Origin of the sequence: Pseudochrobactrum asaccharolyticum (assembly GCF_003314995.1) — a bacterium.
GTDB lineage: Bacteria > Pseudomonadota > Alphaproteobacteria > Rhizobiales > Rhizobiaceae > Pseudochrobactrum > Pseudochrobactrum asaccharolyticum.
Map to the genome: position 1 here is coordinate 446,905 of NZ_QNRH01000004.1, position 24,415 is coordinate 471,319.

At 49.3% G+C, this 24,415-nt stretch carries 21 protein-coding genes and 3 tRNA genes; 18 read left to right on the forward strand and 6 right to left on the reverse strand.

Going from position 1 to position 24,415, the window contains the following annotated elements; genetic code table 11:
• Positions 1–61 precede the first annotated feature (61 nt).
• Complete coding sequence (locus DFR47_RS13240; protein ID WP_113944877.1) at positions 62–970, reverse strand: cation diffusion facilitator family transporter; 909 nt, start codon at positions 968–970, stop codon at positions 62–64.
• A gap of 650 nt (positions 971–1,620) precedes the next feature.
• On the opposite strand from DFR47_RS13240, the gene DFR47_RS13245 reads away from it, so the two are divergent.
• The 3 genes from DFR47_RS13245 (at position 1,621) to DFR47_RS13255 (ending at position 5,570) form a co-directional block, all read left to right on the forward strand.
• On the forward strand, positions 1,621–2,529 hold the full coding sequence (locus DFR47_RS13245; protein ID WP_113944878.1) for a cation diffusion facilitator family transporter: 909 nt from the start codon (positions 1,621–1,623) through the stop codon (positions 2,527–2,529).
• A gap of 463 nt (positions 2,530–2,992) precedes the next feature.
• Positions 2,993–4,699, forward strand: a complete 1,707-nt coding sequence (leuA, locus tag DFR47_RS13250; RefSeq protein ID WP_113944879.1) for a 2-isopropylmalate synthase — start codon at positions 2,993–2,995, stop codon at positions 4,697–4,699.
• Positions 4,700–4,892: 193 nt separating this feature from the next.
• Complete coding sequence (locus DFR47_RS13255) at positions 4,893–5,570, forward strand: hypothetical protein (RefSeq protein ID WP_113944880.1); 678 nt, start codon at positions 4,893–4,895, stop codon at positions 5,568–5,570.
• Positions 5,571–5,614: 44 nt separating this feature from the next.
• On the opposite strand, the gene DFR47_RS13260 is transcribed toward DFR47_RS13255, so the two are convergent.
• Complete coding sequence (locus DFR47_RS13260; protein ID WP_113944881.1) at positions 5,615–6,598, reverse strand: metallophosphoesterase family protein; 984 nt, start codon at positions 6,596–6,598, stop codon at positions 5,615–5,617.
• A 189-nt stretch (positions 6,599–6,787) separates the two neighbouring features.
• On the opposite strand from DFR47_RS13260, the gene DFR47_RS13265 reads away from it, so the two are divergent.
• A complete protein-coding gene (locus DFR47_RS13265) occupies positions 6,788–7,243 on the forward strand; it encodes an NUDIX domain-containing protein (protein ID WP_113944882.1) in 456 nt (151 codons plus the stop codon).
• 31 nt (positions 7,244–7,274) lie between these two features.
• Positions 7,275–7,805 carry a gamma carbonic anhydrase family protein gene (locus tag DFR47_RS13270; RefSeq protein ID WP_113944883.1) on the forward strand — a complete coding sequence of 177 codons (531 nt, stop codon included), beginning with the start codon at positions 7,275–7,277 and terminating at the stop codon, positions 7,803–7,805.
• A gap of 96 nt (positions 7,806–7,901) precedes the next feature.
• Here the strand turns inward: DFR47_RS13270 and DFR47_RS13275 are convergent, their stop codons facing one another.
• The 3 genes from DFR47_RS13275 to DFR47_RS13285 all read right to left on the reverse strand — a co-directional run bounded on the left by DFR47_RS13275 (position 7,902) and on the right by DFR47_RS13285 (position 11,046).
• Positions 7,902–8,510, reverse strand: coding sequence for a transglutaminase-like cysteine peptidase (locus DFR47_RS13275; RefSeq protein ID WP_113945016.1), 609 nt, complete (start codon positions 8,508–8,510; stop codon positions 7,902–7,904).
• Positions 8,511–9,282: 772 nt separating this feature from the next.
• Entirely contained in the window at positions 9,283–9,915 is a 633-nt protein-coding gene (locus tag DFR47_RS13280) for a PilZ domain-containing protein (RefSeq protein ID WP_113944884.1), read from the reverse strand.
• A 192-nt stretch (positions 9,916–10,107) separates the two neighbouring features.
• Complete coding sequence (locus tag DFR47_RS13285; RefSeq protein ID WP_113944885.1) at positions 10,108–11,046, reverse strand: PAS domain-containing protein; 939 nt, start codon at positions 11,044–11,046, stop codon at positions 10,108–10,110.
• A 577-nt stretch (positions 11,047–11,623) separates the two neighbouring features.
• On the opposite strand from DFR47_RS13285, the gene DFR47_RS13290 reads away from it, so the two are divergent.
• Positions 11,624–12,361 carry a rhomboid family intramembrane serine protease gene (locus DFR47_RS13290; RefSeq protein ID WP_113945017.1) on the forward strand — a complete coding sequence of 246 codons (738 nt, stop codon included), beginning with the start codon at positions 11,624–11,626 and terminating at the stop codon, positions 12,359–12,361.
• 238 nt (positions 12,362–12,599) lie between these two features.
• Positions 12,600–13,034, forward strand: a complete 435-nt coding sequence (locus tag DFR47_RS13295) for a CBS domain-containing protein (RefSeq protein ID WP_113944886.1) — start codon at positions 12,600–12,602, stop codon at positions 13,032–13,034.
• A 77-nt stretch (positions 13,035–13,111) separates the two neighbouring features.
• On the opposite strand, the gene DFR47_RS13300 is transcribed toward DFR47_RS13295, so the two are convergent.
• The gene (locus DFR47_RS13300; RefSeq protein WP_113944887.1) at positions 13,112–14,002 is read right to left on the reverse strand and encodes a TrmH family RNA methyltransferase; all 891 of its coding nucleotides are present in this window, start codon (positions 14,000–14,002) and stop codon (positions 13,112–13,114) included.
• 281 nt (positions 14,003–14,283) lie between these two features.
• Between DFR47_RS13300 and DFR47_RS13305 the strand changes: the two genes are divergently transcribed.
• The 11 genes from DFR47_RS13305 to rpoB all read left to right on the forward strand — a co-directional run bounded on the left by DFR47_RS13305 (position 14,284) and on the right by rpoB (position 24,186).
• Positions 14,284–14,368: transfer RNA gene (locus DFR47_RS13305), tRNA-Tyr, on the forward strand.
• Positions 14,369–14,392: 24 nt separating this feature from the next.
• Positions 14,393–14,466 (forward strand) — tRNA-Gly (locus DFR47_RS13310).
• Positions 14,467–14,678: 212 nt separating this feature from the next.
• The gene (gene tuf / locus DFR47_RS13315) at positions 14,679–15,854 is read left to right on the forward strand and encodes an elongation factor Tu (RefSeq protein ID WP_113944888.1); all 1,176 of its coding nucleotides are present in this window, start codon (positions 14,679–14,681) and stop codon (positions 15,852–15,854) included.
• 65 nt (positions 15,855–15,919) lie between these two features.
• Positions 15,920–15,995, forward strand: a tRNA-Trp gene (locus DFR47_RS13320).
• Positions 15,996–16,347: 352 nt separating this feature from the next.
• Positions 16,348–16,548, forward strand: coding sequence for a preprotein translocase subunit SecE (gene secE / locus DFR47_RS13325; RefSeq protein ID WP_113944889.1), 201 nt, complete (start codon positions 16,348–16,350; stop codon positions 16,546–16,548).
• Positions 16,549–16,599: 51 nt separating this feature from the next.
• Positions 16,600–17,130, forward strand: coding sequence for a transcription termination/antitermination protein NusG (gene nusG / locus DFR47_RS13330; protein WP_113944890.1), 531 nt, complete (start codon positions 16,600–16,602; stop codon positions 17,128–17,130).
• 176 nt (positions 17,131–17,306) lie between these two features.
• On the forward strand, positions 17,307–17,735 hold the full coding sequence (gene rplK / locus DFR47_RS13335) for a 50S ribosomal protein L11 (protein WP_113944891.1): 429 nt from the start codon (positions 17,307–17,309) through the stop codon (positions 17,733–17,735).
• Between the two features lie 4 nt (positions 17,736–17,739).
• Positions 17,740–18,438 (forward strand): 50S ribosomal protein L1, encoded by a 699-nt coding sequence (rplA, locus tag DFR47_RS13340; protein WP_113944892.1) that lies wholly within the window; start codon positions 17,740–17,742, stop codon positions 18,436–18,438.
• Between the two features lie 374 nt (positions 18,439–18,812).
• Positions 18,813–19,331: a 50S ribosomal protein L10 gene (gene rplJ, locus DFR47_RS13345; protein ID WP_113945018.1), complete on the forward strand. Its 519-nt coding sequence runs from the start codon at positions 18,813–18,815 to the stop codon at positions 19,329–19,331.
• Positions 19,332–19,381: 50 nt separating this feature from the next.
• Positions 19,382–19,753, forward strand: a complete 372-nt coding sequence (gene rplL, locus DFR47_RS13350; RefSeq protein ID WP_113944893.1) for a 50S ribosomal protein L7/L12 — start codon at positions 19,382–19,384, stop codon at positions 19,751–19,753.
• Between the two features lie 296 nt (positions 19,754–20,049).
• A complete protein-coding gene (gene rpoB / locus DFR47_RS13355; RefSeq protein ID WP_113944894.1) occupies positions 20,050–24,186 on the forward strand; it encodes a DNA-directed RNA polymerase subunit beta in 4,137 nt (1,378 codons plus the stop codon).
• The last annotated feature ends 229 nt before the right edge of the window (positions 24,187–24,415 follow it).

Consider the following 24,415-nt stretch of genomic DNA (forward strand, 5'->3'; position numbering starts at 1 on the left):
TTTTTTGTTTTACGCATTATCCTGGACTGTCCAAGTTGATCCAACTTGACTGTGAAATGCTCTAGATCCAGACCTCATCACCGGTGAAACTCACTGTAATCCAGCGTTGTGGGCCTGCGCCGCCGATTTCTTCTGCGATTTCTTCGCGAATAGCATCGAGTGTCGCGATGGATGCAATCGGGAAGTTGGCCGGCAGGACAATGTGAATTTCGATGAAACGTGCTCGGCCGATCTTGGCAACATAGCTGGCATATTTTTTGAAGCCGTGTTTGACCTTCATCTCATTGAGAATTTTGCGTACCCGCAAATCCATGCGCTCCGGCGTCACCAGCAAAATTTCCTTGAAGGCGGAGACGACGGTTTTCATCGGTACAAAAATCAGACCGGCAGAGAGAACCATCAGAATGGCCGGATCAACATAGGTTGTCCATTCCTGATAGCTGGTACCCTGTAATGCCCATGCAATGCTGAATGCAATCAGAAGAGCCAGAGTAATCAAAGCGGTCATCAGCCAGCTTTGTGTATCAAGCGCGATGAAGTTGGATTTCAGGCGTTTGTTGATTTTCTGCTGATAGACCATCATCGCAAAACAGATGACGCAAACAATGACGGCATAGATAATCGCCCAGTCAAAACTCAAATCTGTGCCGCCCTGAAGCAGGGTGCTGATAGCATTGACGAAAGCATAGAGACAGAAAAGGATGAGGACGACGCCGTTAAACGCCAGTACCAGTGGTTCAATATGCCAGAAACCATGCTGGAAACGGCGTGTGCCTTCACTGGTCAGCAGGCGGGCAACAAACAGCGCAAGAATAGACATTGCGGCATCGGTGGAAGAGAACATGCCGTCAAAAATAACGGCGCTGGAGCCTGAGATCAGGCCGAAAACAATCCCGAATAGTCCGATAAAGATAGTTGCATATATTGATCGTCGTAAAATCAGTTGTTCAAAACGTGCAAGACGTTGCATTTAAAGATACTGCCTTTGTAGAAACAGCAGCCGCTAAGAAACTGCAGGGCACAGAGACTTATACCGTGAAGCACGGTTTATGGCTGCTTCTTAAACTTTTTTGCATTCTGATGGCGCCGATCCGCAGGAGGTTGTGCTGACAACCAAAACAGAGGGCGGAGTGTTAATTTAAAACTGCGCACTGAAGAATAGCGCTTCTATATAGTATTTTGATGAAAAATGGAAGCTGAGGCACTTTTCTCGTGCTTTCAGAGCTTTGCTTTACTGATTCGTTTGAGCTGTTTTGACAAAAGTTTTTGCAAATGATTTGCAGTACAAATGATTTTAAGCCTCTGAATTTGCTGATTTATTGTTTTAATATGCCTGACTGAAAATCAGTTGCAACTGGACAAGAAAAACAAGCGAAAATTGACAGGTTTGGTACTTTAGAGATTTGGAATTGGCGCGTTTTGCGCTAAAGACGGTTAGTGCTTCAGCAGATTGCTGAACTGAATTCATTTTCGATGATGGCGGCGCTGGATGACTGTTAAACAGTCTCCGCATAGGCCGCCGAATTTTATAAAACTGCAAAATTGTAAATCTCCGGCTGTACCGTCGTTTCTCATCAGAACGGCGCAATACCATGTCCGGAGATGTAAAAAGGTTTGGATATGGAAGCTAATCTGAGAATCCGGCGACTGGCTACGTGGACAATTCCCGTATCCATTTTCGTCATGGGGCTTAAATATCTGGCCTATCTGCTCACTGGTTCTGTTGCGCTTTATTCTGATGCATTGGAATCCATTGTGAATGTTATCGCCTCTGTCGGTGCATGGTGGGCGATCACTGTCAGCATTATGCCCGCGGACAATAATCACCCGCACGGACACCATAAAGCGGAATATCTTTCAGCTGTGGTTGAAGGTGTGCTGATTGTTGTTGCTGCTCTGTTGATTGTGCATGAAGCATGGGGCGCTTTACAGAACCCGCGCACAATGGATGAACCATGGCTGGGACTTGGTATCAACCTGATTGCCGGTGTGATTAATATGGTCTGGGCTGGCATTTTGATCCGCGCAGGGCGTGCTGCAAAATCTCCGGCATTGCTGGCCGACGGCAAGCATATCATGACTGACGTGGTGACCTCGGCCGGTGTGCTGGTTGGTCTGGTGGCGGCTATTGTCACCGGCTGGGCAATCCTTGATCCGCTGCTCGCTATCATCGTGGCAATCAACATTCTCTGGCAGGGCTGGCACGTTATCAATGCTTCCGTGCAAGGGTTGATGGATGTCGGGGTTGAGCCTGCCGAAGAAATGCAAATGCGCGATATTATTTCCACTAATGCAGAAGGTGCGCTGGAAGTTCATGACCTGAAAACGCGTATTGCCGGACGGGTCACTTTCATTGAATTCCATCTCGTCGTGGCGGCAGATATGACTGTTGGCGACTCGCATATTATCTGTGACCGCATCGAAGATGCGCTGCATGAAAAATATGAAAACTCGCAGGTTGTTATTCATGTCGAGCCGGAAGATGAAGCCAAGTTACCTTTAGGAACGGCTGCTGTGCCTTTTGCCTGATGCTTTTGCAAGTTATTGATATAAAATAATAAAATGCTGCCGCTCAATTCTGTGTGGCAGCATTTTTTATTGGCGGTAAAAAACACAGGTAATTTTATTTCGTTTTCGGGGAAGTCTCTTGCAACTTGTTGCCAAGGCGTATAGCATTTGCCCCATGAACAACGCGCATCAACATATCAGCTCTTTTATGAGCTTTGGAGCAGATCAGGGCTTTGCAGCCGCTGATACTTGCGCGCGTCCACTCTCGCTTCTACTTCTACTCGGCCTTAGCGGCGATCGCCGGGCTCGTTGATTGGAGCGTCCGGCGGTCGTACAGAGCCGTCAGACTCACGCTCCGGTCAAAGAATCCGTTTCGATTGTGCCCGATATTTCTGCATCCTCATTTCATAAATTGAGCAGACAGGGCGAGTATAAGTCAGCTGTTATCCGGTTATAACAGTTGCAGTGCTGATGAGAGTTCAAAATGACCAATATTGCTTCCGTTTCCAAGTCTTCCCGCAAAGGTATGCCGATTGCGGCAGAAAAGTATAACCCGTTCAGAACCACAATCTTGCAGGATCGCCAGTGGCCTTCAAAAATGATTGAAAAGGCTCCGATCTGGTGTTCTGTGGATTTGCGCGACGGTAATCAGGCGCTGATTGATCCGATGGGGCATGACCGCAAAGCCCGCATGTTCCAGTTGTTGCTGGATATGGGCTTTCCGGAAATCGAAATCGGCTTTCCTTCGGCTTCCCAGACAGATTTTGACTTCTGCCGCTGGTGCATTGAGCAGGGCAATGTGCCGGATGATGTGGATTTGCAGGTGCTGGTGCAGTGCCGTCCGGAGCTGATTACCCGTACATTTGAAGCACTGGAAGGTGCGAATACCCCGATTATCCATTTCTACAATTCCACCAGTGAATTGCAGCGTCGCGTGGTATTCGGCAAGGATGTTAAAGGCATTAAGCAGATTGCGACCGATGCTGCTAAAATGATTATGGATATGGCTGCGAAAGCCGGTGGCGGTTATCGTTTCCAGTATTCGCCGGAAAGCTTTACCGGTACCGAGCTGGAAGTTGCGCTGGAAATCTGTAATGCGGTGACCGAAATCGTTAAACCGACAGCAGAAAACAAGCTGATCCTCAATCTGCCTTCCACTGTGGAAATGAACACCCCGAATGTTTATGCCGACCAGATCGAATGGATGTGCCGCAATCTCGATAATCGTGAAAACCTGATTATCTCGCTGCATCCGCATAATGACCGCGGTACGGGCATTGCTGCAACGGAACTGGGGCTGATGGCTGGTGCCGACCGTGTTGAAGGCACATTGTTCGGTAATGGTGAGCGTACCGGTAACGTGGATATTGTAACGCTGGCGCTGAACATGTTCACGCAGGGGATTGATCCTGAGCTGGACTGCTCGGACATCAACCGCATGAAAGAAGTATACGAATATTCCAATCAGCTGGTGATTCCTGAGCGTCATCCATATGTCGGCGAACTGGTTTATACTGCTTTCTCCGGCTCCCATCAGGATGCGATCAATAAGGGTATGAAAGCCAAAAAAGGTGCCAACTCACCGGTATGGGAAGTGCCTTATCTGCCGATTGACCCGCAGGATGTCGGCCGCTCTTATGAAGCGATTATCCGTATTAACTCCCAGTCGGGTAAGGGCGGTATCGCTTATATCCTGCAGCAGGATTACGGTCTGAACATTCCGCGCAAAATGCAGGTAGAGTTCCGAGAAATCATTCAGCAGATTACGGATGATGAAGGTAAGGAACTGCAGGCAGAGCGTATTTATGAAGAGTTCAAGAAAGCCTATGTGAGCCAGCCGGGTTCGCGTCTGGAATTTGTTGATCACCACACTTTTGCAGATCCGGATAATAAAGCGGTCCGTATTATGCAGGCTGAGATCATTGATAATGGTGTGACCAAGACCATTGAAGGTCGCGGCACCGGACCGGTTGACGGCTTTATTGATGCCCTGTCAAAACATATCGGCATTGATATTTCGGTGGCAGACTATTCAGAACATTCGCTCCAGCGCGGTTCTGATGCTTCTGCGATCAGCTATGTGGAGCTTTCACATCCGAAAGGCGCGGTCTTCGGCGTCGGGGTCAACCATAATATTGTGACATCATCGCTTGCAGCGATTGTTTCTGCTGCGAACCGCCTGATCAAATAAGATCAGACTGAACAGAGATGAGATGAAAAGGCCTGAAACCATGCGGTTTCAGGCCTTTTTGCTATTATTCGGCCTTGCAGTATAAATGTTAGAGCGACCTTTGTGCGCCCAAGAGGGCACACGGCGCTTTAAAGCCATAAAATCGCCACGCATATGACTGCCTGTAAATTGAAAGATCAGACAAGAGCGCGGCATGAATAAAACCGAAGATGAGTTCATTGCATATCCGTCATTGCCTCAACCGGAGAAAGACTTATCCGGTGAGGAGCGGCTGAAAACTGCGATCAGACAAGCAAAAACCGCACAGGCGGATCGTCTGGACAGTATTTCGGATATAAGAGAAACCGATATTGCTCGGCTTGAATTGCTGTTGCAGGATTTACAACCGGTTTTTGATGTGGTGCCAGCGACAGACGAGCAATGGGATTTTTGTCTCAATAGGGGAATGCAGCCACGGCTTTGGCTGGATGCCAGTGCTTTTATTATGGTTGGTCGTGACCGCCGCAGTTACCGTTTCGTCCGTGATACGCGGTTGGGACGGATCATTCTGTCGGAAAATAAAGACATCAAGGTCATCTCTGATGCGGTGACACGCTATATTGCATCACGCATTTTGGAGCGTGAGCGGTTAATGGATGATCTGCCACTTCAGCCTGCCGAACAGGCAGGGCAGCAAGTGGCTGCATCTGAACCGGCGGTAGAACCGCGCGTAACAGCAGAATCAACAAACAATGCTTTGCCTGCTAAACTTCTATGGTTTGCAGGCGGTGCATTGCTCGGCTGTTTAGTGCTGATTACGGTCTTGCACCTTTACGGCGTTACTCTGCCGTTTCTGTGGAAAGTGATGCCGCACCAGAGCATAATTCCTTAAACTTGGATCAGTTTAAGGTGAAATTATGCTCTAATTTTAAAGTGTTAGAGCGACCTTTGTGTGCCAAGACTGGCACACGGCGCTCTAATTTGCGGTGCAGCTTTGCCAAGCATCAGTTCCTGATCTGCAAGCAAGGCCACTTCATTGCTTTCATTGGTAAAACCATATTGCTGCCAATGACATTTCCAGCTTTGCGGCTGCCTGAGAGCCTCAATAGAAAACATATTATAACGTGCCGGTGGCTTACGCCCTTCCTGACCAGGTGCATAGGGAGCCTGACTGGCCGATGGCACGCAGATTACCGGAACTGCACCATTAGGCGCAGCAATTTCATAATGCGTAGCCAGATGGGTGTGACCGTGGAGCACCAGCTCTGCACCGACTTCACGGATTACTTTCTGGAAGCGGGCAATACCAAACAGGCGCTTATAAGCGGGTGTTGCATTACGTATTGGCGGATGGTGAATCAGAATAACGCGGCACAAACCTTGCTCGCCGGTTTCCTGTAGGATTTTTTTAAGCCGTTCCGCCTGTGCCGGCAGAAAATCACCGCTGGCCATAAAAGGGCCGGTCGCACGCGCTGAGCTGACGCCGATAATAGCAACGCCGTCACGCACCCGTAAATAAGGGAATTGCGGTCGTTTTTCGTGATTGTCGATGCCGTCACCGCGCATCCACGGTTCCCACTTGCAGCAGCTTTTGTTCAGCGCACCCGGTACATAAGCATCATGATTGCCGGGCACAAAGGAAACGTCCTGCTGGTCACCCAGTTGCTTCAGCCATTCATAGCCGTTGTCAATTTCCAGATTAAGCGCGAGGTTTACCAGATCGCCGGTCACGGCAATATGGTCAGGCTTTTTACTTTTCAGATCTTTAATCAGGCTTTCAAGTACCCAGTCATGCATCGCACCTTTGCGGTGGCGCTTCCAGTTAATATAGCCGGTGATGCGTTTGGAGGCCAGTTCACGCAGGCGTACCTGCGGTAAAGGTGACAGATGAATGTCTGATATATGGGCAAGTCTGAACATTGGCGAAGATTTAGCCTTCATAGCAGCATAGTCAATGGAAAAGCATGCATGCAGAGAATGAAAATGCCTGTAGCTTGTTCATATAGTATCGACTCCTGTTGAAAACAAATCGGCCTGTATGGCAAGTTTGTTTTGCGTTTCAGAGCAATTTCCGGTCTGACTACAGGACTGCATTATCCGGAAAATTCGATGAAATTTAAAAGCTGGCTGTTCCATATTTATTTTTTGCTGCGCCGTCCTATGACTTTGGGTGTGCGTGCTGTTGTGCTGGACGAAGAGGCGCAAAGCGTTTTTCTCGTGCGCCATACCTATGTTAAAGGCTGGCATTTGCCGGGTGGTGGTGTGGAGCGCGGAGAAACATTTATGCAGGCGCTGATTAAGGAGCTGTGCGAGGAGGGGCATATTGAGCTGACAGCACCACCGCAACTCTTTGGCTTGTATAAAAATGCGCATGTTACAAACCGCGATCATGTCGCGCTTTATATTTGCCGTGCATTCAGACAGCTGAAACCACGTATGCCAGATCGGGAAATTGCGGAAGCCTGCTTTTTTCCGCTGAACGACTTGCCTGAGGGCGTGACACAGGCCACGATGCGCCGGTTGCAAGAAGTTGCCACCCAGACCTCGCCGGATGAATTATGGTGAGACGATTATAGCGATTGAGGAGAAGTGCCTGATGCCGGTCTATGTTCTTGATGGTCACAGCCCGCAATTTGATCACCGTGCCAGCAACTGGGTCGCTCCGGATGCCACGCTGATCGGTAAAGTACGGTTAGGCGAGAATGCAGGGATCTGGTTCGGCGTTATTGCCCGTGGCGATAATGAGCTGATTCACATCGGCAAGGACAGCAATGTGCAGGAGCATGTTGTTCTGCACACGGATATGGGCTTTCCGCTGACAATTGGTGAAGGCTGCACAATCGGGCATCGTGCGATGCTGCATGGCTGCACCATTGGTGAAAACAGCCTGATCGGTATTGGCGCGATTATTCTCAATGGCGCAAAAATTGGTAAGAACTCACTGGTCGGTGCCGGTGCACTGGTGACCGAGGGCAAAGAGTTTCCGGATAATTCACTGATTGTCGGTTCTCCGGCCAAGGTTGTCCGCGAACTTTCTACCGAGCAGATTGAGAAATTGCGCTTGTCAGCACAAAATTACGTGGCCAATGGTCGCCGTTATCAGCGCGGACTAGAAGTTGCTCCTTAAAATTAGTTACCCAGAGCATAATTCCTTAAACTTGGATCAGTTTAAGGTGAAATTATGCTCTAAATTTAAAGTGTTAGAGCGACCTTTGTGTGCCAACTATGGCACACGGCGCTCTAGTGCCGATGTCGGAATATCGCTCAGCAGCATCTGCGGCGCATTATGGATATCAACCCACTGGCCGGTATGACGGGCCGACTGACGCTTCAGATAGGTGTAATCGGTCTGATTCCAGTTTTTGACGCTGTCTTCCAAGTTGTCGAGAATGAAGTCGCCACGGTCTGTGCGGACTGTCAGCACGGCATGGCCTTCGCCATTGTTCTGGCGCACAACAGTGATCAGCAGGGTGTTGACCGGAAAACCGGCATTGATCAGCATACGGCGCTTGAGCAGAACATAATCCTCACAGTCACCATATTGGGTCGGGTAAGACCAAACCTCTTCCTTGCCCCACATTTCCATATCGGTGCGTGGCATAATAGCGGTGTTTACCTGTGCATTGACCTGAACGATCTTATTCCACAGACCCTGTGTAAGTTTCAGGGGGGCTTCGTTACGGCTGGTCTGGTTACATTCTTTTTTATACTGCTTGCAAAAATCGTAATGGCCAACAGGCTGGCTTGTGCGGCCACCGGTTTGCATCCACGGATTAGCGTTCTGTCCGGCCTGACTGGCCGTTGTACCAAATACGCTTCCGAACACTGTCATTGTAAGCAGCAGAGTTGCGGCGGCCAGCTTATGCTTTGCTGTTTTGCCATGCGCACTCTTTTTATGTGCTGTCTTGTTATACATTGTGACGCTCCTTGTTGAGAGCACCATGGCAGTCAGAAATTGATACTATCCAAAGGGATATGCATAAGACAAAGTAAACACGAAGGTGAGTTTTCGTAAACCTTAACTACCTGTGAAATCAGTGTTTTAACGAAAATTAGTACTTACTATACGCAAAATTCATGCAGGTTTCAGTTGTGTGAAAGCTTGAGGTTAACAGAGCGTTGTGCAGTTAACAGCGGGTTGAAATTGCTGAGATGTCCACAGGTGCTGGTTAACAGGCCATGTAAACTCTGCGCTTGCTGATAAGCTTATATTTACCTCACCACTTTGGCTTCAGAAAAATTTAAGAAAATTATTTTCAGCCTTTGCTAACTATAGAAAGCAATGCATTGCGGCTGTGGATTAAATTTTGCTGAAATTGCGGATGATTATGCAGTTTCTGCCTTTTTTAAGAGGTTGGGTCTTTATCAAAAAGGGCTGAGAATCGCTGAAATTGTGCTGATTTGCTTGTTCACAAGGCAAAATCCGCATTTCAGAAGCTATGGCCGCATAAAATGAAGAGCTGAAAGTGCTTATCTACGCTGAATGTTAACAGCGTAGAGCATGAGAAGAATACAGGTGGATTCATCTGATGCCCGCGTGAGTTCACCAGAGCGATATACGACAGCTAATTAATTGAAAATAGGACGCCGGAAGAGATGCGGTCTTAATTTCTCGGCAAATCGGTTTGCAGAACGAGAAATTCAATACCGATGCCGTCGTCGAAATGGCGCATAACTTTTGCCTGACTATTGCCGAGCGTTACGATACTGCGCAGAGGCGGGCGCAAAGCCGTTTCCACCGCTGCACCGGACAGAGACAGATCGAGAATTTTACAGGCATGCTGAGAGCCGTCGCTGAGCGTTAAAACCGCATCGGAACGTGCCGGTGTGTGACGGGTGTGACGTCTTTGCTCTGCATCTTTTTGATCGGCATGCTGGCTCAGCCATTTAATCTTTGTCAGCAGCTTCTTCTTCTGATGTTCGCTATGCTGCAATTGCAGGCTGAAATCATCGCGATGAATATTGATGATGGTGCCTTCGATACGTCCGAGATTCTCAATATAAGCGATAATATGTTCATCCGGCTGAAGCGCAGCCTCATCACCTGTCACGCCGAGATCGGCATTGTTGGCAGAGATACGCCATAATCTGCACGTATATTCACTGCCATCGGTACGCATAAAGCGACCATTCAGCGGTGTTTTTAAAGTCAGTCTGATCGTTGCACCGGATTGCTCCGCTGTCTTGGCAGGCGATGTTTCTGATGCGTGCGAAGATGCAGGTGTTTGTGCCGTCATATGACTGAAATGTGCCTCTGAATGATTCTGTAAGTACCAAAGCCGGTGCGAACAATGTCACCGGCTTTTTTAATATGCTATAGTAATTTTCACCATCAGGCCAGTAAAAGTTTATTTTATATTAGTTATACTTGATGGTGTTGGTTTTGGCACTGTTTTCTGCTGTTTATCCCTGCATATACTGTGATCAGATCAGTTTTTGTCTTTGCCGCCGGTGATCACCTTGAGATGTGCTGTTTTTGATGTTGTTTGAACAGCTTCGCTTTGTGGTGCAGCGGGATGAATACTTTTGATCAGATCGGCAACGGTCAGCGGGGCAGGGCTGCTAACAGGGGCAGACCGCACAGAATGCTGAGCGGTATCAGACGAACGGGCGGAAGGCATAAGCGCTTCAATCTGCGGCAGGAGCGCTCTGGCAAAAGCTGTATCGGCAACGGCACTGTCATATGAAAAGGCTTCGCCCGTTGATGTCAGGTTTGTGGCGACCAAGGGGACGTTTTCCTGCGTCGGATTTGTTTGCGCAACAGGTGATAATTCATGATGGCGATCGAGTAGAACCTGGAGAACAGATTTCATGCCTTTTGCTGCCTGAAGACTGTCGGCATGCGCAGGGGCTGCGGAAGTCAGTCCCATATAGTTGGAAATCAGCGGTTCACTACCCAGCCAGAGCGGCTGGTCAAGCGCAACCATACTGCCGATCCATGCCAGTGAACCGTCGCTCTCATGTAATGGTAATAGCAATGTTTCAAAATGACAGCTTTTTTCGTTCAGTGTCAGGCTGGTATGTTCCAGTCTTAACGGGCGATAGTCCATTCCTGAAAGATGAAGCTGTTCAGCAAGCCATGAGCGCACATCTTCATGCCAGAGGGAGAGAAAACGTGTATTGCGCAATTCTCGCCCATAGATTGTGCAGAGGCGTGTTCCTGCAAGTCTGAATTGCCATTGTCTGGCACGCGGAATACCGGCTAATTCGTCGTGAATGATATCTTCATTGTCGCTACGAAGGATAAAGATATTCGGAAGCTTGCCGCTCAAATCGCGCGGGCTGATGTCACGACGATCCGGCGCCGCGCGGGTGCCGCGCAACCTGTCCCAATAAGTGAGCAGATCTGCCGTCCAGTCATGTTTCATGAGGTGGCGCTTCCTCGATTATCCCAAAGATCAGACATTTTCAGCACTCGTCTGCAATGCCGGAACCCGTTTAACATATTGCGCGCGCTTGTCTTTCAGATTGAAACAATGCTTTCGCGAAACCATTAAAATTTAAAACGCTGCGTAAAAATCCATCACCGGTTGTGGTTTGAATGGCTGATTTTCAGTGTCTTTTGCTGGCAATAATATGCGCACATGATTGTAAACAAGCCATGATTATGGCCTGAACATCCACGAACAATAAAAAATATGGTTAACGCTTTGCTTTGATTGCATTAAGAAATTAATTATGTTTATATACATTTAGGCATAAGTTGCGGGCTTTTTATAGGGAATGGTCGGCTGCTTTCGATGCCTGAACTCCAGAATTTATATTCGGACCAATGTTGTCCGTTCACCGCCTGTCTGACAGGCGGTTTTTTCTTGTCTTGATTTGGCTGGGTTCGTACTTCAAAGATCATATAAGCAGTGCGCAGTCAGAGCGGTTCTCCTTTTTGCTGAGAATGCTTTATCTGTTGTGCTCGCTCTGGCAGATCGCAGTTATGATGAGGAAAATATGCAGCAACCGGTAAATGATTCCCGCAGCAATAATCATGGCGGGCAGGGCGGTTCTCAACCGGTCTTTAATATGCCGCCGGTCGTTGTCGCTCTTATCGGTCTGTGCGCAGCAGTTTATATCACACAAGCTTATCTGCTCAGTGACCAGCAATATATCTGGTTTTTGCTGAACTTTGCTTTCATCCCGCAGCGATTCAGTCTGGCTGGCGGTTTCTTTGATCCTTTTGCATGGCTGACCGCAGTCACTTATTCATTCATGCATGGTGGTTTTGCGCATCTTGCCGTTAACAGCGTGTGGTTTGCCGCTTTCGGATCGCCTCTCGCAGGGCGGATCGGCACGCGCAAATTTCTGTTCTTCTGGATTCTGACATCGATCATTGCTGCCTTTACCCATTACGCATTGTATCCGGACAGTAATATACCGCTTGTCGGGGCATCCGGCGCGATATCGGGAATGATGGGCGCTGCTGCACGATTTGGTTTTCAGCGGGTGACTTATTACAGCAGGACAGGGCGGGAAGTGCCTGCGTTTGGCGGACCGCTGCTTTCTGTTTCGCAAACATTGCAAAATAAAACCGTACTCACCTTTGTTGGCTTCTGGCTGATTATTAACGTGATTACCGGTGTTTATGGTGTTGCACCGGGAGAATTGTCCGGCATCGCTTGGGAGGCGCATATCGGTGGTTTTGTTGCAGGCTTTTTCGGCATTGCGCTTTTATTGCGTGGTCGCTCCTGAATATAGCGGAGCGATTTCAGCGTTGCTTGAATCACTGAGGCCGCTTTGTTCTTTGCCTCTATGCGCATTTATGTTTCTGCGTAAATTGTGCTATAGTGCCGGAGCGGTCTCCGGTACGTAGCCTGCATGTTCAGTATAATTATAATCATTCCGCATTTTTCGTGCCGGTAACTGATCAGATACACAGTCGCTCCTGCGACGGGGTGAGGTTGTGATTTGTTTTTGTCGGGAGGAAAGAATGACTGTACGCGCAATTCTGGAACAAAAAGGCAGCAGTGTCTTCACTGTGAAAATTGATGCAGATCTGGAAACAGCTGCAAAGCTGCTATCCCAACACCGTATCGGTGCTTTGCTGGTTGATGAAGGCAAAGGGAAATATGCAGGGATTCTTTCTGAGCGCGATATTGTGCGAGCTTGTGCCAATCATGGCGTACAGGCTTTACAATTGCCGGTATCTAAAGCCATGACGACGAAGGTTCTGCACTGTAATCCTCAGGATACTGTGCATTATGTGATGGAGATGATGACCCGTCACCGTTTTCGCCATCTGCCGGTGGTCAATGATTCAGGCGATCTTGTCGGGATTATTTCTATTGGTGACGTGGTTAAGCGTCGTATTGAGCAGGCAGAGCAGGAGACAGCCGAAATTATTCAATATATCGCGACGGCCTGATTTTTATTTGAAAATAAAAAGCCCTGCCTGTGTGATCCGGAGATCATGCAGGCAGGGCTTGTTTTTATCGCCGGTTATTATTTGCTGAGAAAACGTTGTGCAGCATAGAGAGAAATTGCTGCGGCATTCGAGACGTTCAGTGATTTGATCGCGCCCGGCATATCGAGTCGTGCCAATGCATTCACTGTCTCACGGGTTTTCTGACGCAGGCCTTTTCCTTCCGCACCCAGCACCAGGGCAACTTTATCACCCTTTAAGGTGTGTTCCATTTCCAGCGGGCCCTCTGAATCAAGACCAATGGTCATGTAGCCGAGTTCATGCAGCTCAAGAATCGCTTCTGCAAGATTACGAACTTCGATTTGATCAATCATTTCCAGTGCGCCGGAAGCTGATTTGGCCAATACACCTGATTCCTGCGGGCTATGACGTGATGTGGTGATCAGCGCATCGGCGCCGAAAGCAACTGCGGAGCGCAAAATAGCGCCGACATTATGCGGATCGGTAACCTGATCCAGAATCAAAAGCAGTTTGCCTTCTTTAAGATCCTGCAATTTGCGTGGCTTCAGGGCAGCGGTTTCAATCAAAACACCCTGATGCACGGCATCCGAGCCGGTTAAAGCATCAATATCGCGCGGCTCAACCATTTCTGGTGCGAGACGGGCAATCGTTGCTTCGTCTAATTCAAGACGGGCGAGGGCGTTTTTCGTCACCATCATACGGAAAATCTGGCGACGGGGATTCTCAAGCGCTGCTTTAACCGTATGCAGGCCATAAAGACGGGTGATTCCGTCGCCTGCGGGCGTACCTTTTACAGGCTTACGCTTATTGAACCGGTGATTTTGCGAATTTTGTTCGCTGCCACCGGTTTTTTGATCACGAAATTGGCGCCGCAGACGCGCATAATGCGAATCTTTTGGTGTGCCGGATGAGGAGCCGGATGAGTCCGGTGACGATTTTTTATCTTTCATAGGCTTTCTATAGCGATTTTTATGCTCTCAAGGTAGCGTCTTTCCTTATTCACAGGCCGGAAAGTTTCGGGATGCGGAAAAAACAGGCTGAAAAACCCTGATATTGTGGATTATTGATAAGTCTGTGAAAATTTTATGCATTTTTTTCAAAAAGAGCTGTTGACTTATCAGTGTGTTATCGGCATAACCCGCCTCGTTCACAGCGACAAACGAGCCAAGCGCTACGGGGTCACAGTGAACGGAATGCCTAGTCGCTCAGTTCCGGTGGTAATGAGTAACGTGGAGGAGTGCCCGAGTGGTTAAAGGGGGCGGACTGTAAATCCGCTGGCTTAGCCTACGTTGGTTCGAAACCAACCTCCTCCACCATTACCGGACGGTAACTTAGAGTGCGCGGGTATAGCTCAATGGTAGAGCAGCAGCCTTCCAAGCTGAATACGCGGGTTCGATTCCCGCTACCCGCTCCAGATTATTTCAGAGCGGTTTGGCGTGTAGTAACTTGGCGGGCTTTGAATTAAGCTAAGCCGGAAGCGAGTTGATAAAGTTTCGCGCTACTATGGTGTGGAGCTTTTGTTCTACTATATAATTTCCAGATCGAAAGATCAGGAATAAGTTATATGGCAATTAAAATTATTGCAGCGCATTTAAATTAGCGTTGTGGTGAAAGAGAGCGACAGCGATGGCAAAGAGCAAATTTGAACGTAATAAACCGCACGTCAATATCGGTACAATCGGTCACGTTGACCATGGTAAGACCTCGTTGACAGCTGCTATCACCAAATTCTTTGGTGACTTCCGCGCTTACGACCAGATCGATAACGCACCGGAAGAAAAAGCCCGCGGTATCACCATTTCGACTTCGCACGTTGAATACGAAACCGAAAACCGTCACTACGCACACGTAGACTGCCCAGGTCACGCTGACTATGTTAAGAACATGATCACCGGTGCGGCGCAGATGGACGGCGCGATCCTCGTAGTTAACGCTGCTGATGGTCCAATGCCACAGACCCGTGAGCACATCCTGCTCGCTCGTCAGGTTGGTGTTCCTGCGATCGTAGTATTCCTGAACAAAGTTGATCAGGTTGACGACGAAGAACTTCTGGAACTCGTTGAAATGGAAGTTCGTGAACTTCTGTCGAAATACGACTTCCCAGGTGATGACATTCCAGTAATCAAGGGCTCGGCTCTTGCTGCTCTGGAAGACAGCAACAAGACAATCGGTGAAGATGCAGTTCGCAAGCTGATGGAAGCAGTTGATGCTTACATCCCTACACCAGAACGTCCAGTTGACCAGCCGTTCCTGATGCCAATCGAAGACGTATTCTCGATCTCCGGTCGTGGTACAGTTGTTACCGGTCGTGTAGAGCGCGGTATCATCAAGGTTGGTGAAGAAGTTGAAATCGTTGGCATGAAAGCCACCGGCAAAACAACTGTTACCGGCGTTGAAATGTTCCGCAAGCTGCTCGATCAGGGCCAGGCTGGCGATAACATCGGTGCACTGGTACGTGGTGTTGGTCGTGAAGACGTTGAACGTGGTCAGGTTCTCTGCAAGCCAGGTTCCGTTAAGCCACACACCAAGTTCAAGGCAGAAGCTTATATTCTGACCAAAGACGAAGGTGGCCGTCATACACCATTCTTCACAAACTACCGTCCGCAGTTTTATTTCCGTACAACTGACGTAACCGGTATTGTGACCTTGCCAGAAGGCGTGGAAATGGTTATGCCGGGCGACAACGTAACTGTTGATGTTGCGCTGATCGTGCCAATCGCTATGGAAGAAAAGCTCCGTTTCGCGATCCGTGAAGGTGGCCGCACCGTTGGTGCAGGTATCGTCGCTTCGATCATCGAATAATAAAGATTTTACAAGGCTGGTCAGCCAGCCTTGTCTCTGCTCTAATGATTTAGAGTGAAAAGTTTAGGGGTATAGCTCAGTTGGTAGAGCGACGGTCTCCAAAACCGTAGGTCGCGGGTTCGAGCCCTGCTGCCCCTGCCATTTTAAGAAACGGTACTGTATTAATTTACAGTGCCGTTTTTTTATGCTTAGATTATTGGTGTATACATAATGCAGATGCTGACCTGATAATATCTGTCGGGCAGCTGTGCAGCCTGTAGCAGGGTAGGGGCATCAATATGCACTTTTGGTGCATGATATGCGGGAATTTATTATATCTTAGCATATGGGCTTGTGTTTTTGAGGAATCGGCACTATGTAGGGTCGATAAATAGCGGTGCGTGGGATTGAGCTTTCGTCCGGCGTGCCGTAATCTTGTGGGTTCTTTCTGATTAATGCATTCTTAATGACTTGTTTTGATTGGGAATAATTTTAATCAAGCGCAGAGTGGCAAATGGCGTCCAAAACAAATCCGATTACCTTTTTCCGTCAGGTTCGTGCTGAGACGGCTAAAGTAACGTGGCCGACCCGGCGTGAAACTGTAATTTCAACAATCATGGTTGTGATTATGGCTTTCTTGGCGGCGCTGTTTTTCTTTGTTGCTGATCAGTTGATGGCTTATGGCGTTGAATTGCTTCTGAGTCTCGGGCGTTAAGAGTGGCTTTGTTGGCGTTTCGGCTGGTGTGAGCTATACGGGAGAAGCATAATGACTGCGCGTTGGTATATCGTACACGCATATTCGAATTTCGAAAAAAAGGTTGCTGAAGCAATCGAAGAAAAGGCGAAGCAGAAAGGTCTGTTTCATCTTTTTGAAAAAATTCTCGTACCTACAGAAAAAATCGTGGAAGTGCGCCGCGGCCGTAAGGTTGACGCAGAGCGCAAGTTCTTCCCTGGTTACGTTCTTGTTCGTGCCAATCTGACAGATGACGTTTATCATCTGATCAAAAATACTCCACGGGTAACCGGCTTCCTTGGTTCTGAATCAAAGCCTGTTCCGATCAGTGACCGTGAAGTTCAGCAGATTCTGTCTCAGGTGCAGGATGGTGTTGAGCGTCCGCGTGCTTCTGTATCGTTCGAAGTGGGTGAATCTGTACGCGTTTCCGATGGTCCGTTTGCTTCGTTCAACGGTATCGTTCAGGAGGTTGATGAGGATCGTGCCCGTCTGAAGGTTGAGGTTTCGATCTTTGGTCGCGCTACCCCGGTTGATCTGGATTTTGGTCAGGTTGATAAACTCTGATCAATTCGGCCTTCGGGCTGAAAGGTCGCTCAGGCGACCAAATGGGTGGAAGGAACGCAGGCTTAGCCGCTCTGTTAACCGAACCACCCGCTGCAACGCTGTATTGCACAGCGTAAAAGAGTGTCTGTAAAGACATTTAACTTTGCCCTGAGGGGCAAGAATAAAGGCAGATAGTAATGGCTAAGAAAATTGCAGGCCAGCTTAAGCTTCAGGTAGCTGCTGGCGCCGCAAACCCATCGCCACCAATTGGTCCGGCTCTGGGTCAGCGCGGTATTAACATCATGGAATTCTGTAAGGCATTTAATGCTGCCACACAGGAACTTGAAAAAGGTTCGCCAATTCCTGTTGTCATCACCTATTATCAGGATAAGTCCTTCACATTCGTGATGAAGACTCCTCCTGTAACCTACTTCCTCAAGAAAGCTGCTAACCTGAAGTCCGGTTCGAAAGAGCCAGGTAAATCTTCAGTCGGCACGATTTCTCGTGACAAAGTGCGCGAAATTGCTGAAGCCAAAATGAAAGACCTGAATGCGTCTGACATCGAAGCTGCAATGCGCATGATCGAAGGTTCGGCCCGTTCGATGGGTCTGAAGGTGGAAGGCTGATACGATGGCGAAAATTTCAAAGCGTGTCGCTAAAATCCGTGAAGGCGTAGAGCCAATGAAACTTTACGATCTGGGCACCGCGCTCGGTCTCGTAAAGGAGCGTGCTGTTGCGAAATTCGACGAAACTATCGAAGTTTCGATGAATCTCGGCGTTGATCCACGTCATGCTGACCAGATGGTTCGCGGCGTTGTCAATCTGCCAAACGGCACAGGCCGTACTGTTCGCGTTGCTGTATTTGCCCGTGGTGACAAAGCTGAAGAAGCTAAGAAAGCCGGTGCGGATATCGTTGGTGCGGAAGATCTCTACGAAATCATCAATGGCGGCAACATCGATTTCGATCGTTGTATTGCTACACCAGACATGATGCCACTCGTTGGTCGTCTTGGTAAGGTTCTCGGCCCGCGCGGCATGATGCCAAACCCTAAAGTCGGTACTGTAACTGTTGATGTTGCTGGTGCTGTTAAGGCTTCCAAGGGCGGCGCTGTTGAATTCCGCGTCGAAAAAGCCGGTATCATCCATGCAGGTATTGGTAAGGCTTCTTTTGAAGTTAAGGCTCTGGAAGAAAACATCCGCGCTTTCGCAGATGCAGTTCTCAAAGCCAAGCCAGCCGGTGCCAAGGGTGAATACCTGAAGCGCGTTGCTGTTTCTTCAACCATGGGCGTTGGCGTCAAGGTTGAACCTGCAAGCGTTAAAATCGTCTGATTTGCATTTACAGAATAAATCTGTAAAAGCCTGATTCAAATGCTGTCCGAGTAAATGCAGTATGTGAATCTTTTAAAAGTTTCCGGGGCCTTTGGGCCCGGATCACCGGAAGTAAAATTCCGGTATCCTGTCCGAGATTGCAGGTGGCTCGCCTTAATTTTATGAGCCTGCATGAGACGTGGAATGACCTTATTTTTTACAGCTCTGCTGTGTTTAAGGTTTGAACCGTAGTTGCCTTGACCGGATCTGCTCTCGGGCGGTGAAGGGGAAGGGGACAGGAACCTCGTATGTTGGATGACACTTCTTACACGTTATCCGGCAAAGGCAACCCGGTAAGGATGCTCCTGTGCATTCTTGCCAACTGGAGAGAGACAGTGGAAAAAGCGGAAAAGCGCGAATTTGTCACTTGGCTGAACGGCACTTTCAAAGAGTCCGGCTCGGTCGTCGTGGCCCACTATAGCGGTCTCACAGTTGCACAGATGAGCGATCTTCGCGAAAAAATCCGTGCAGCAGGCGGCGCCGTTAAAGTCGCGAAGAACCGTCTTGCCAAAATCGCTCTTCAGGGCACGGAGTCCGAAGGCATTGCAAATCTGTTCACTGGACAGACTGTAATTGCTTATGCAGTTGATCCAATTGCAGCTCCAAAAGTAGCGGTAGAATTCGCTAAGACCAATGACAAGCTTGTCATTCTTGGTGGTTCTATGGGTGCGACAACTCTCGATGCAGAAGGTGTGAAAGCTCTTGCTTCCCTGCCGTCGCTCGACGAACTGCGCGCCAAGCTGGTTGGTATGGTTCAGACACCAGCCACCCGTCTCGCTGTGCTTACAAGCGCGCCAGCAGGTCAAATTGCTCGCGTTATCGGCGCACATGCCCGGAAGAACGAAGCGGCGTAAGGCCGTTCTCGCTGTTACAACAGTTCAAACCTTAATTAAAGGAATATACCATGGCTGATCTCGCAAAGATCGTTGAAGACCTGTCCGCTCTGACCGTTCTGGAAGCTGCAGAACTGTCCAAGCTTCTTGAAGAAAAGTGGGGCGTATCTGCTGCTGCTCCTGTAGCAGTTGCTGCTGCTGCCGGTGCTGCTGCACCAGCCGCTGAAGAAAAGACTGAATTTGACGTTATCCTCGCTGATGGCGGCGCAAACAAGATCAACGTGATCAAAGAAGTTCGCGCAATCACCGGTCTGGGCCTCAAAGAAGCTAAAGACCTCGTTGAAGGTGCACCTAAAGCTGTTAAAGAAGCTGCATCTAAAGACGAAGCTGAAAAAATCAAAGCTCAGCTCGAAGCAGCTGGCGCTAAGGTTGAACTCAAGTAATTTGAGTTATTCGGCGGGCCTAACACCCCGCCGTTTTCCGCTTGTAGCGGAAGTTTTTGGTAAGTGCCTGATTTTAGGTGACAAACAAAAGCAGATAGCATAATGAACTTAATATGTCTTTCATAGTTAATGGCAGATTATCAAGTTCAAACGGTTACAAACCCTTTTCCTGACAGAAGAGCAGCTGTCAGGAAACGGGTTTTGACCCGTTCATAGGACCGTCGTAAGACGGCAAGCAACAGGCCTTGGTATTCCCATGGCTCAGAACGCCGTAAGGCACAGAACGAGGAGCGACGATGGCTCAGACCCACTCTTTTAACGGTCGTAAGCGCGTACGCAAATTTTTCGGCAAGATTCCAGAAGTCGCCCAGATGCCGAACCTCATCGAGGTTCAGAAGGCATCCTATGACCAGTTCCTTATGGTCGATGAACCTAAGGGTGGACGTCCTGACGAAGGTTTGCAGGCTGTTTTTAAGTCGGTGTTTCCGATCTCGGATTTTTCCGGGGCATCTATGCTCGAATTCGTCAAATACGAATTCGACGCGCCAAAGTTCGATGTGGATGAGTGCCGCCAGCGTGATCTGACCTATTCAGCACCGCTGAAAGTGACGCTGCGTCTTATCGTTTTTGATATTGACGAAGATACCGGCGCCAAGTCGATCAAAGACATTAAAGAGCAAGATGTCTACATGGGCGATATGCCGCTCATGACAGACAACGGTACCTTTATTGTCAACGGTACGGAGCGTGTAATCGTTTCGCAGATGCATCGTTCACCTGGTGTATTCTTCGATCACGATAAAGGTAAAACGCATTCTTCGGGCAAGCTTTTGTTCGCAGCGCGCGTTATCCCGTATCGCGGTTCATGGCTTGATATCGAATTTGACGCCAAAGATATTGTTTACGCGCGTATTGATCGCCGTCGTAAGATTCCAACCACATCGCTGCTGATGGCGCTGGGTATGGATGGTGAAGAAATTCTTTCGACCTTCTATAACGCTGTCACCTATTCGCGTGACGGTGAAAATTGGCGTATCCCGTATTCGGTTGACCGCTTCAAAGGTATGAAAATCATCGGCGATATGCTCGATGCTGATACCGGTGAAGTTGTTGCTGAAAGCGGGCGTAAGCTGACTGCGCGTGCTGCCAAGCAGATCGCGGAGAAGGGTGTTAAAGCTATCCGTGCAACGGATGATGATCTGCTCGGTTCTTATCTGGCAGAGGATATCGTCAACTATGCAACCGGTGAGATCTATCTCGAAGCCGGTGATGAAATTGACGAGAAGACTCTGAAGGTTCTGCTCGAAACCGGTGGCAACGAGATCAATATTCTTGATATCGACCATGTGAATGTGGGTGCTTACATCCGCAATACGCTGGCTGCTGACAAGAATCAGTCCCGTCAGGATGCACTGTTCGACATCTACCGTGTGATGCGTCCGGGTGAGCCTCCGACAATGGATTCCGCAGAAGCGATGTTCGAATCGCTGCTGTTTGATTCAGAGCGCTATGATCTGTCGGCCGTTGGTCGTGTTAAGATGAATATGCGTCTTGACCTCGATGCGGAAGATACAGTCCGTGTTCTCCGCAAGGAAGACATTCTGGCTGTTATCAAGACACTCGTAGAGCTGCGTGACGGTAAAGGCGAAATCGACGATATCGATAACCTCGGTAACCGTCGTGTGCGTTCTGTCGGTGAGCTGATGGAAAATCAGTACCGCGTTGGTCTGCTGCGCATGGAGCGCGCGATCAAAGAGCGTATGTCTTCGATCGAAATCGATACAGTGATGCCGCAGGATCTGATCAACGCGAAGCCGGCTGCTGCCGCTGTGCGTGAATTCTTTGGTTCCTCGCAGCTGTCGCAGTTTATGGATCAGACCAACCCGCTGTCTGAAATTACCCATAAGCGCCGTCTGTCGGCTCTCGGACCCGGCGGTCTGACCCGTGAACGCGCAGGCTTTGAAGTCCGCGACGTTCATCCGACACATTACGGCCGTATCTGCCCGATTGAAACACCGGAAGGTCCGAACATCGGTCTGATCAACTCGCTCGCAACTTTTGCGCGCGTCAACAAATATGGTTTCATTGAAAGCCCTTACCGTAAGATTATCGACGGTAAGATCACCAATGAAGTCGTTTATCTCTCCGCTATGGAAGAAGCCAAGCACTATGTTGCACAGGCCAATGCTGAAGTGGGCGACAATGGTGAATTCGTTGAAGAATTCGTAATTTCGCGTCACTCGGGTGAAGTTCTGATGGCTCCGCGTGAAAACGTGGATCTGATGGACGTTTCGCCGAAGCAGCTGGTTTCTGTTGCTGCTGCGCTTATTCCGTTCCTGGAAAACGACGACGCCAACCGCGCTCTCATGGGCTCGAACATGCAGCGTCAGGCCGTGCCTCTGGTACGTGCAGAAGCGCCGTTTGTCGGTACCGGTATGGAGCCGATTGTTGCCCGTGACTCCGGTGCAGCTATTGGTGCACGCCGCGGTGGTATTGTTGATCAGGTGGATGCGACACGTATCGTTATCCGTGCGACCGAAGACCTCGATCCTTCGAAGTCCGGTGTTGATATTTACCGTCTGATGAAGTTCCAGCGCTCCAACCAGAGCACCTGCATTAACCAGCGTCCGCTTGTGCGCGTTGGCGACCGTGTAGGCAAGGGCGACATCATTGCTGATGGTCCGTCAACTGATCTCGGTGATCTGGCGCTTGGCCGTAACGTGCTCGTCGCGTTCATGCCTTGGAACGGCTACAACTACGAAGACTCCATCCTGCTTTCTGAAAAGATCGTTTCGGATGACGTGTTCACTTCGATCCATATCGAAGAATTCGAAGTTGCTGCCCGTGATACCAAGCTCGGACCTGAGGAAATCACACGCGATATCCCGAACGTTTCGGAAGAAGCGCTGAAGAACCTCGACGAAGCCGGTATTGTCTACATCGGTGCGGAAGTTCATCCTGGCGATATTCTCGTCGGTAAGATCACACCAAAGGGTGAAAGCCCGATGACGCCGGAAGAAAAGCTTCTGCGCGCTATCTTTGGTGAAAAGGCTTCTGACGTTCGTGACACCTCAATGCGTATGCCTCCGGGAACATACGGTACTGTTGTGGAAGTTCGCGTATTCAACCGCCACGGCGTTGAAAAAGACGAACGCGCAATGGCTATTGAGCGTGAAGAAATCGAACGTCTGGCAAAAGACCGCGACGACGAACAGTCTATTCTTGACCGTAACACCTATGGTCGTCTGGCAGATATGCTGGAAGGTAAGATGACTGCTGCGGGTCCTAAGGGTTTCAAGAAGGGCGTTGCCGTTACACGCGACATTCTGACTGAATACCCGCGTTCCCAGTGGTGGCAGTTTGCCGTTGAAGACGAGAAAAGCCAGAGCGAACTCGAAGCTCTGCGCAACCAGTACGACGCCTCCAAGAAGCTGCTTGAAACACGCTTCATGGATAAGGTCGAAAAGGTACAGCGCGGCGACGAAATGGCTCCGGGCGTCATGAAGATGGTTAAGGTCTTTGTTGCTGTTAAGCGCAAGATCCAGCCAGGCGACAAGATGGCCGGCCGTCACGGTAACAAGGGTGTGGTTTCCCGCATTCTGCCAGTAGAAGATATGCCGTTCCTTGAAGATGGTACCCATGCGGACATCGTGCTTAACCCTCTGGGTGTGCCGTCCCGTATGAACGTGGGCCAGATTCTTGAAACACATCTGGGCTGGGCATGTGCCGGTATGGGTAAGAAGATCGGGGAACTGATCGAGGTCTATAAAGAGACCGCAAATATCCAGCCGCTGCGTGACACTCTGGAACATATCTATCCTGACAATGACCGTAACGAACCGGTTCGCTCTTATGATGACGATTCCGTCCTCATGCTTGCAGATCAGGTGAAGCGCGGCGTGTCGATTGCAACACCGGTTTTTGACGGCGCCGTTGAAGCAGACATCAATGCGATGCTTGCTGATGCAGGTCTGGCAACTTCCGGTCAGTCGACACTCTATGACGGCCGTACAGGCGAACCTTTTGATCGTCAGGTGACAATGGGCTATATTTATATGCTCAAACTGCACCATCTGGTTGATGATAAGATCCACGCCCGTTCGATCGGACCTTACTCGCTCGTCACACAGCAGCCGCTGGGTGGTAAGGCGCAGTTCGGTGGTCAGCGCTTCGGTGAAATGGAAGTCTGGGCGCTTGAAGCCTATGGTGCAGCTTATACGCTGCAGGAAATGCTCACCATCAAGTCTGATGACGTGGCAGGCCGTACCAAGGTTTATGAAGCGATTGTACGCGGTGATGATACATTCGAAGCGGGTATTCCTGAGAGCTTTAACGTTCTTGTCAAGGAAATGCGTTCGCTTGGTTTGAATGTTGAACTCGACGATACACGCGACTTCGTAGCGCCGGCAGAGCTGCCTGACGCAGCAGAGTAAAAACAACAGGCGTGACGCGGTTTTCCGCGCCACGCCATTATTGCCATTATTTGGCAATATGTTTTGAAATTATGACGGTTTCAGACCCAGCGTCTGACTGTTGCGGTCAAAGGGCAATTGCCCGTCAGAGAGTGTCAAGGCGCCAAGATTGCGTGCCGGATACTGCTCTGCATATAGATTCAAACGCATGATGCTTTTGCTAAGAGTAGGCCAACTTTTTGTGAAGCAT

Coding starts and splice junctions, on each gene's coding strand:
- DFR47_RS13280 (WP_113944884.1), bottom strand. CDS start 9,915: ATGACGGCACAAACACCTGCATCTTCGCACGCATCAGAAACATCGCCT.
- rplA (WP_113944892.1), top strand. CDS start 17,740: ATGGCGAAAATTTCAAAGCGTGTCGCTAAAATCCGTGAAGGCGTAGAG.
- DFR47_RS13260 (WP_113944881.1), bottom strand. CDS start 6,598: ATGTTCAGACTTGCCCATATATCAGACATTCATCTGTCACCTTTACCG.
- DFR47_RS13285 (WP_113944885.1), bottom strand. CDS start 11,046: ATGAAACATGACTGGACGGCAGATCTGCTCACTTATTGGGACAGGTTG.
- DFR47_RS13245 (WP_113944878.1), top strand. CDS start 1,621: ATGGAAGCTAATCTGAGAATCCGGCGACTGGCTACGTGGACAATTCCC.
- nusG (WP_113944890.1), top strand. CDS start 16,600: ATGACTGCGCGTTGGTATATCGTACACGCATATTCGAATTTCGAAAAA.
- DFR47_RS13300 (WP_113944887.1), bottom strand. CDS start 14,002: ATGAAAGATAAAAAATCGTCACCGGACTCATCCGGCTCCTCATCCGGC.
- rplL (WP_113944893.1), top strand. CDS start 19,382: ATGGCTGATCTCGCAAAGATCGTTGAAGACCTGTCCGCTCTGACCGTT.
- DFR47_RS13255 (WP_113944880.1), top strand. CDS start 4,893: ATGAATAAAACCGAAGATGAGTTCATTGCATATCCGTCATTGCCTCAA.
- DFR47_RS13265 (WP_113944882.1), top strand. CDS start 6,788: ATGAAATTTAAAAGCTGGCTGTTCCATATTTATTTTTTGCTGCGCCGT.
- DFR47_RS13295 (WP_113944886.1), top strand. CDS start 12,600: ATGACTGTACGCGCAATTCTGGAACAAAAAGGCAGCAGTGTCTTCACT.
- DFR47_RS13275 (WP_113945016.1), bottom strand. CDS start 8,510: ATGACAGTGTTCGGAAGCGTATTTGGTACAACGGCCAGTCAGGCCGGA.
- DFR47_RS13240 (WP_113944877.1), bottom strand. CDS start 970: ATGCAACGTCTTGCACGTTTTGAACAACTGATTTTACGACGATCAATA.
- rpoB (WP_113944894.1), top strand. CDS start 20,050: ATGGCTCAGACCCACTCTTTTAACGGTCGTAAGCGCGTACGCAAATTT.
- leuA (WP_113944879.1), top strand. CDS start 2,993: ATGACCAATATTGCTTCCGTTTCCAAGTCTTCCCGCAAAGGTATGCCG.
- DFR47_RS13290 (WP_113945017.1), top strand. CDS start 11,624: ATGCAGCAACCGGTAAATGATTCCCGCAGCAATAATCATGGCGGGCAG.
- rplK (WP_113944891.1), top strand. CDS start 17,307: ATGGCTAAGAAAATTGCAGGCCAGCTTAAGCTTCAGGTAGCTGCTGGC.
- tuf (WP_113944888.1), top strand. CDS start 14,679: ATGGCAAAGAGCAAATTTGAACGTAATAAACCGCACGTCAATATCGGT.
- secE (WP_113944889.1), top strand. CDS start 16,348: ATGGCGTCCAAAACAAATCCGATTACCTTTTTCCGTCAGGTTCGTGCT.
- DFR47_RS13270 (WP_113944883.1), top strand. CDS start 7,275: ATGCCGGTCTATGTTCTTGATGGTCACAGCCCGCAATTTGATCACCGT.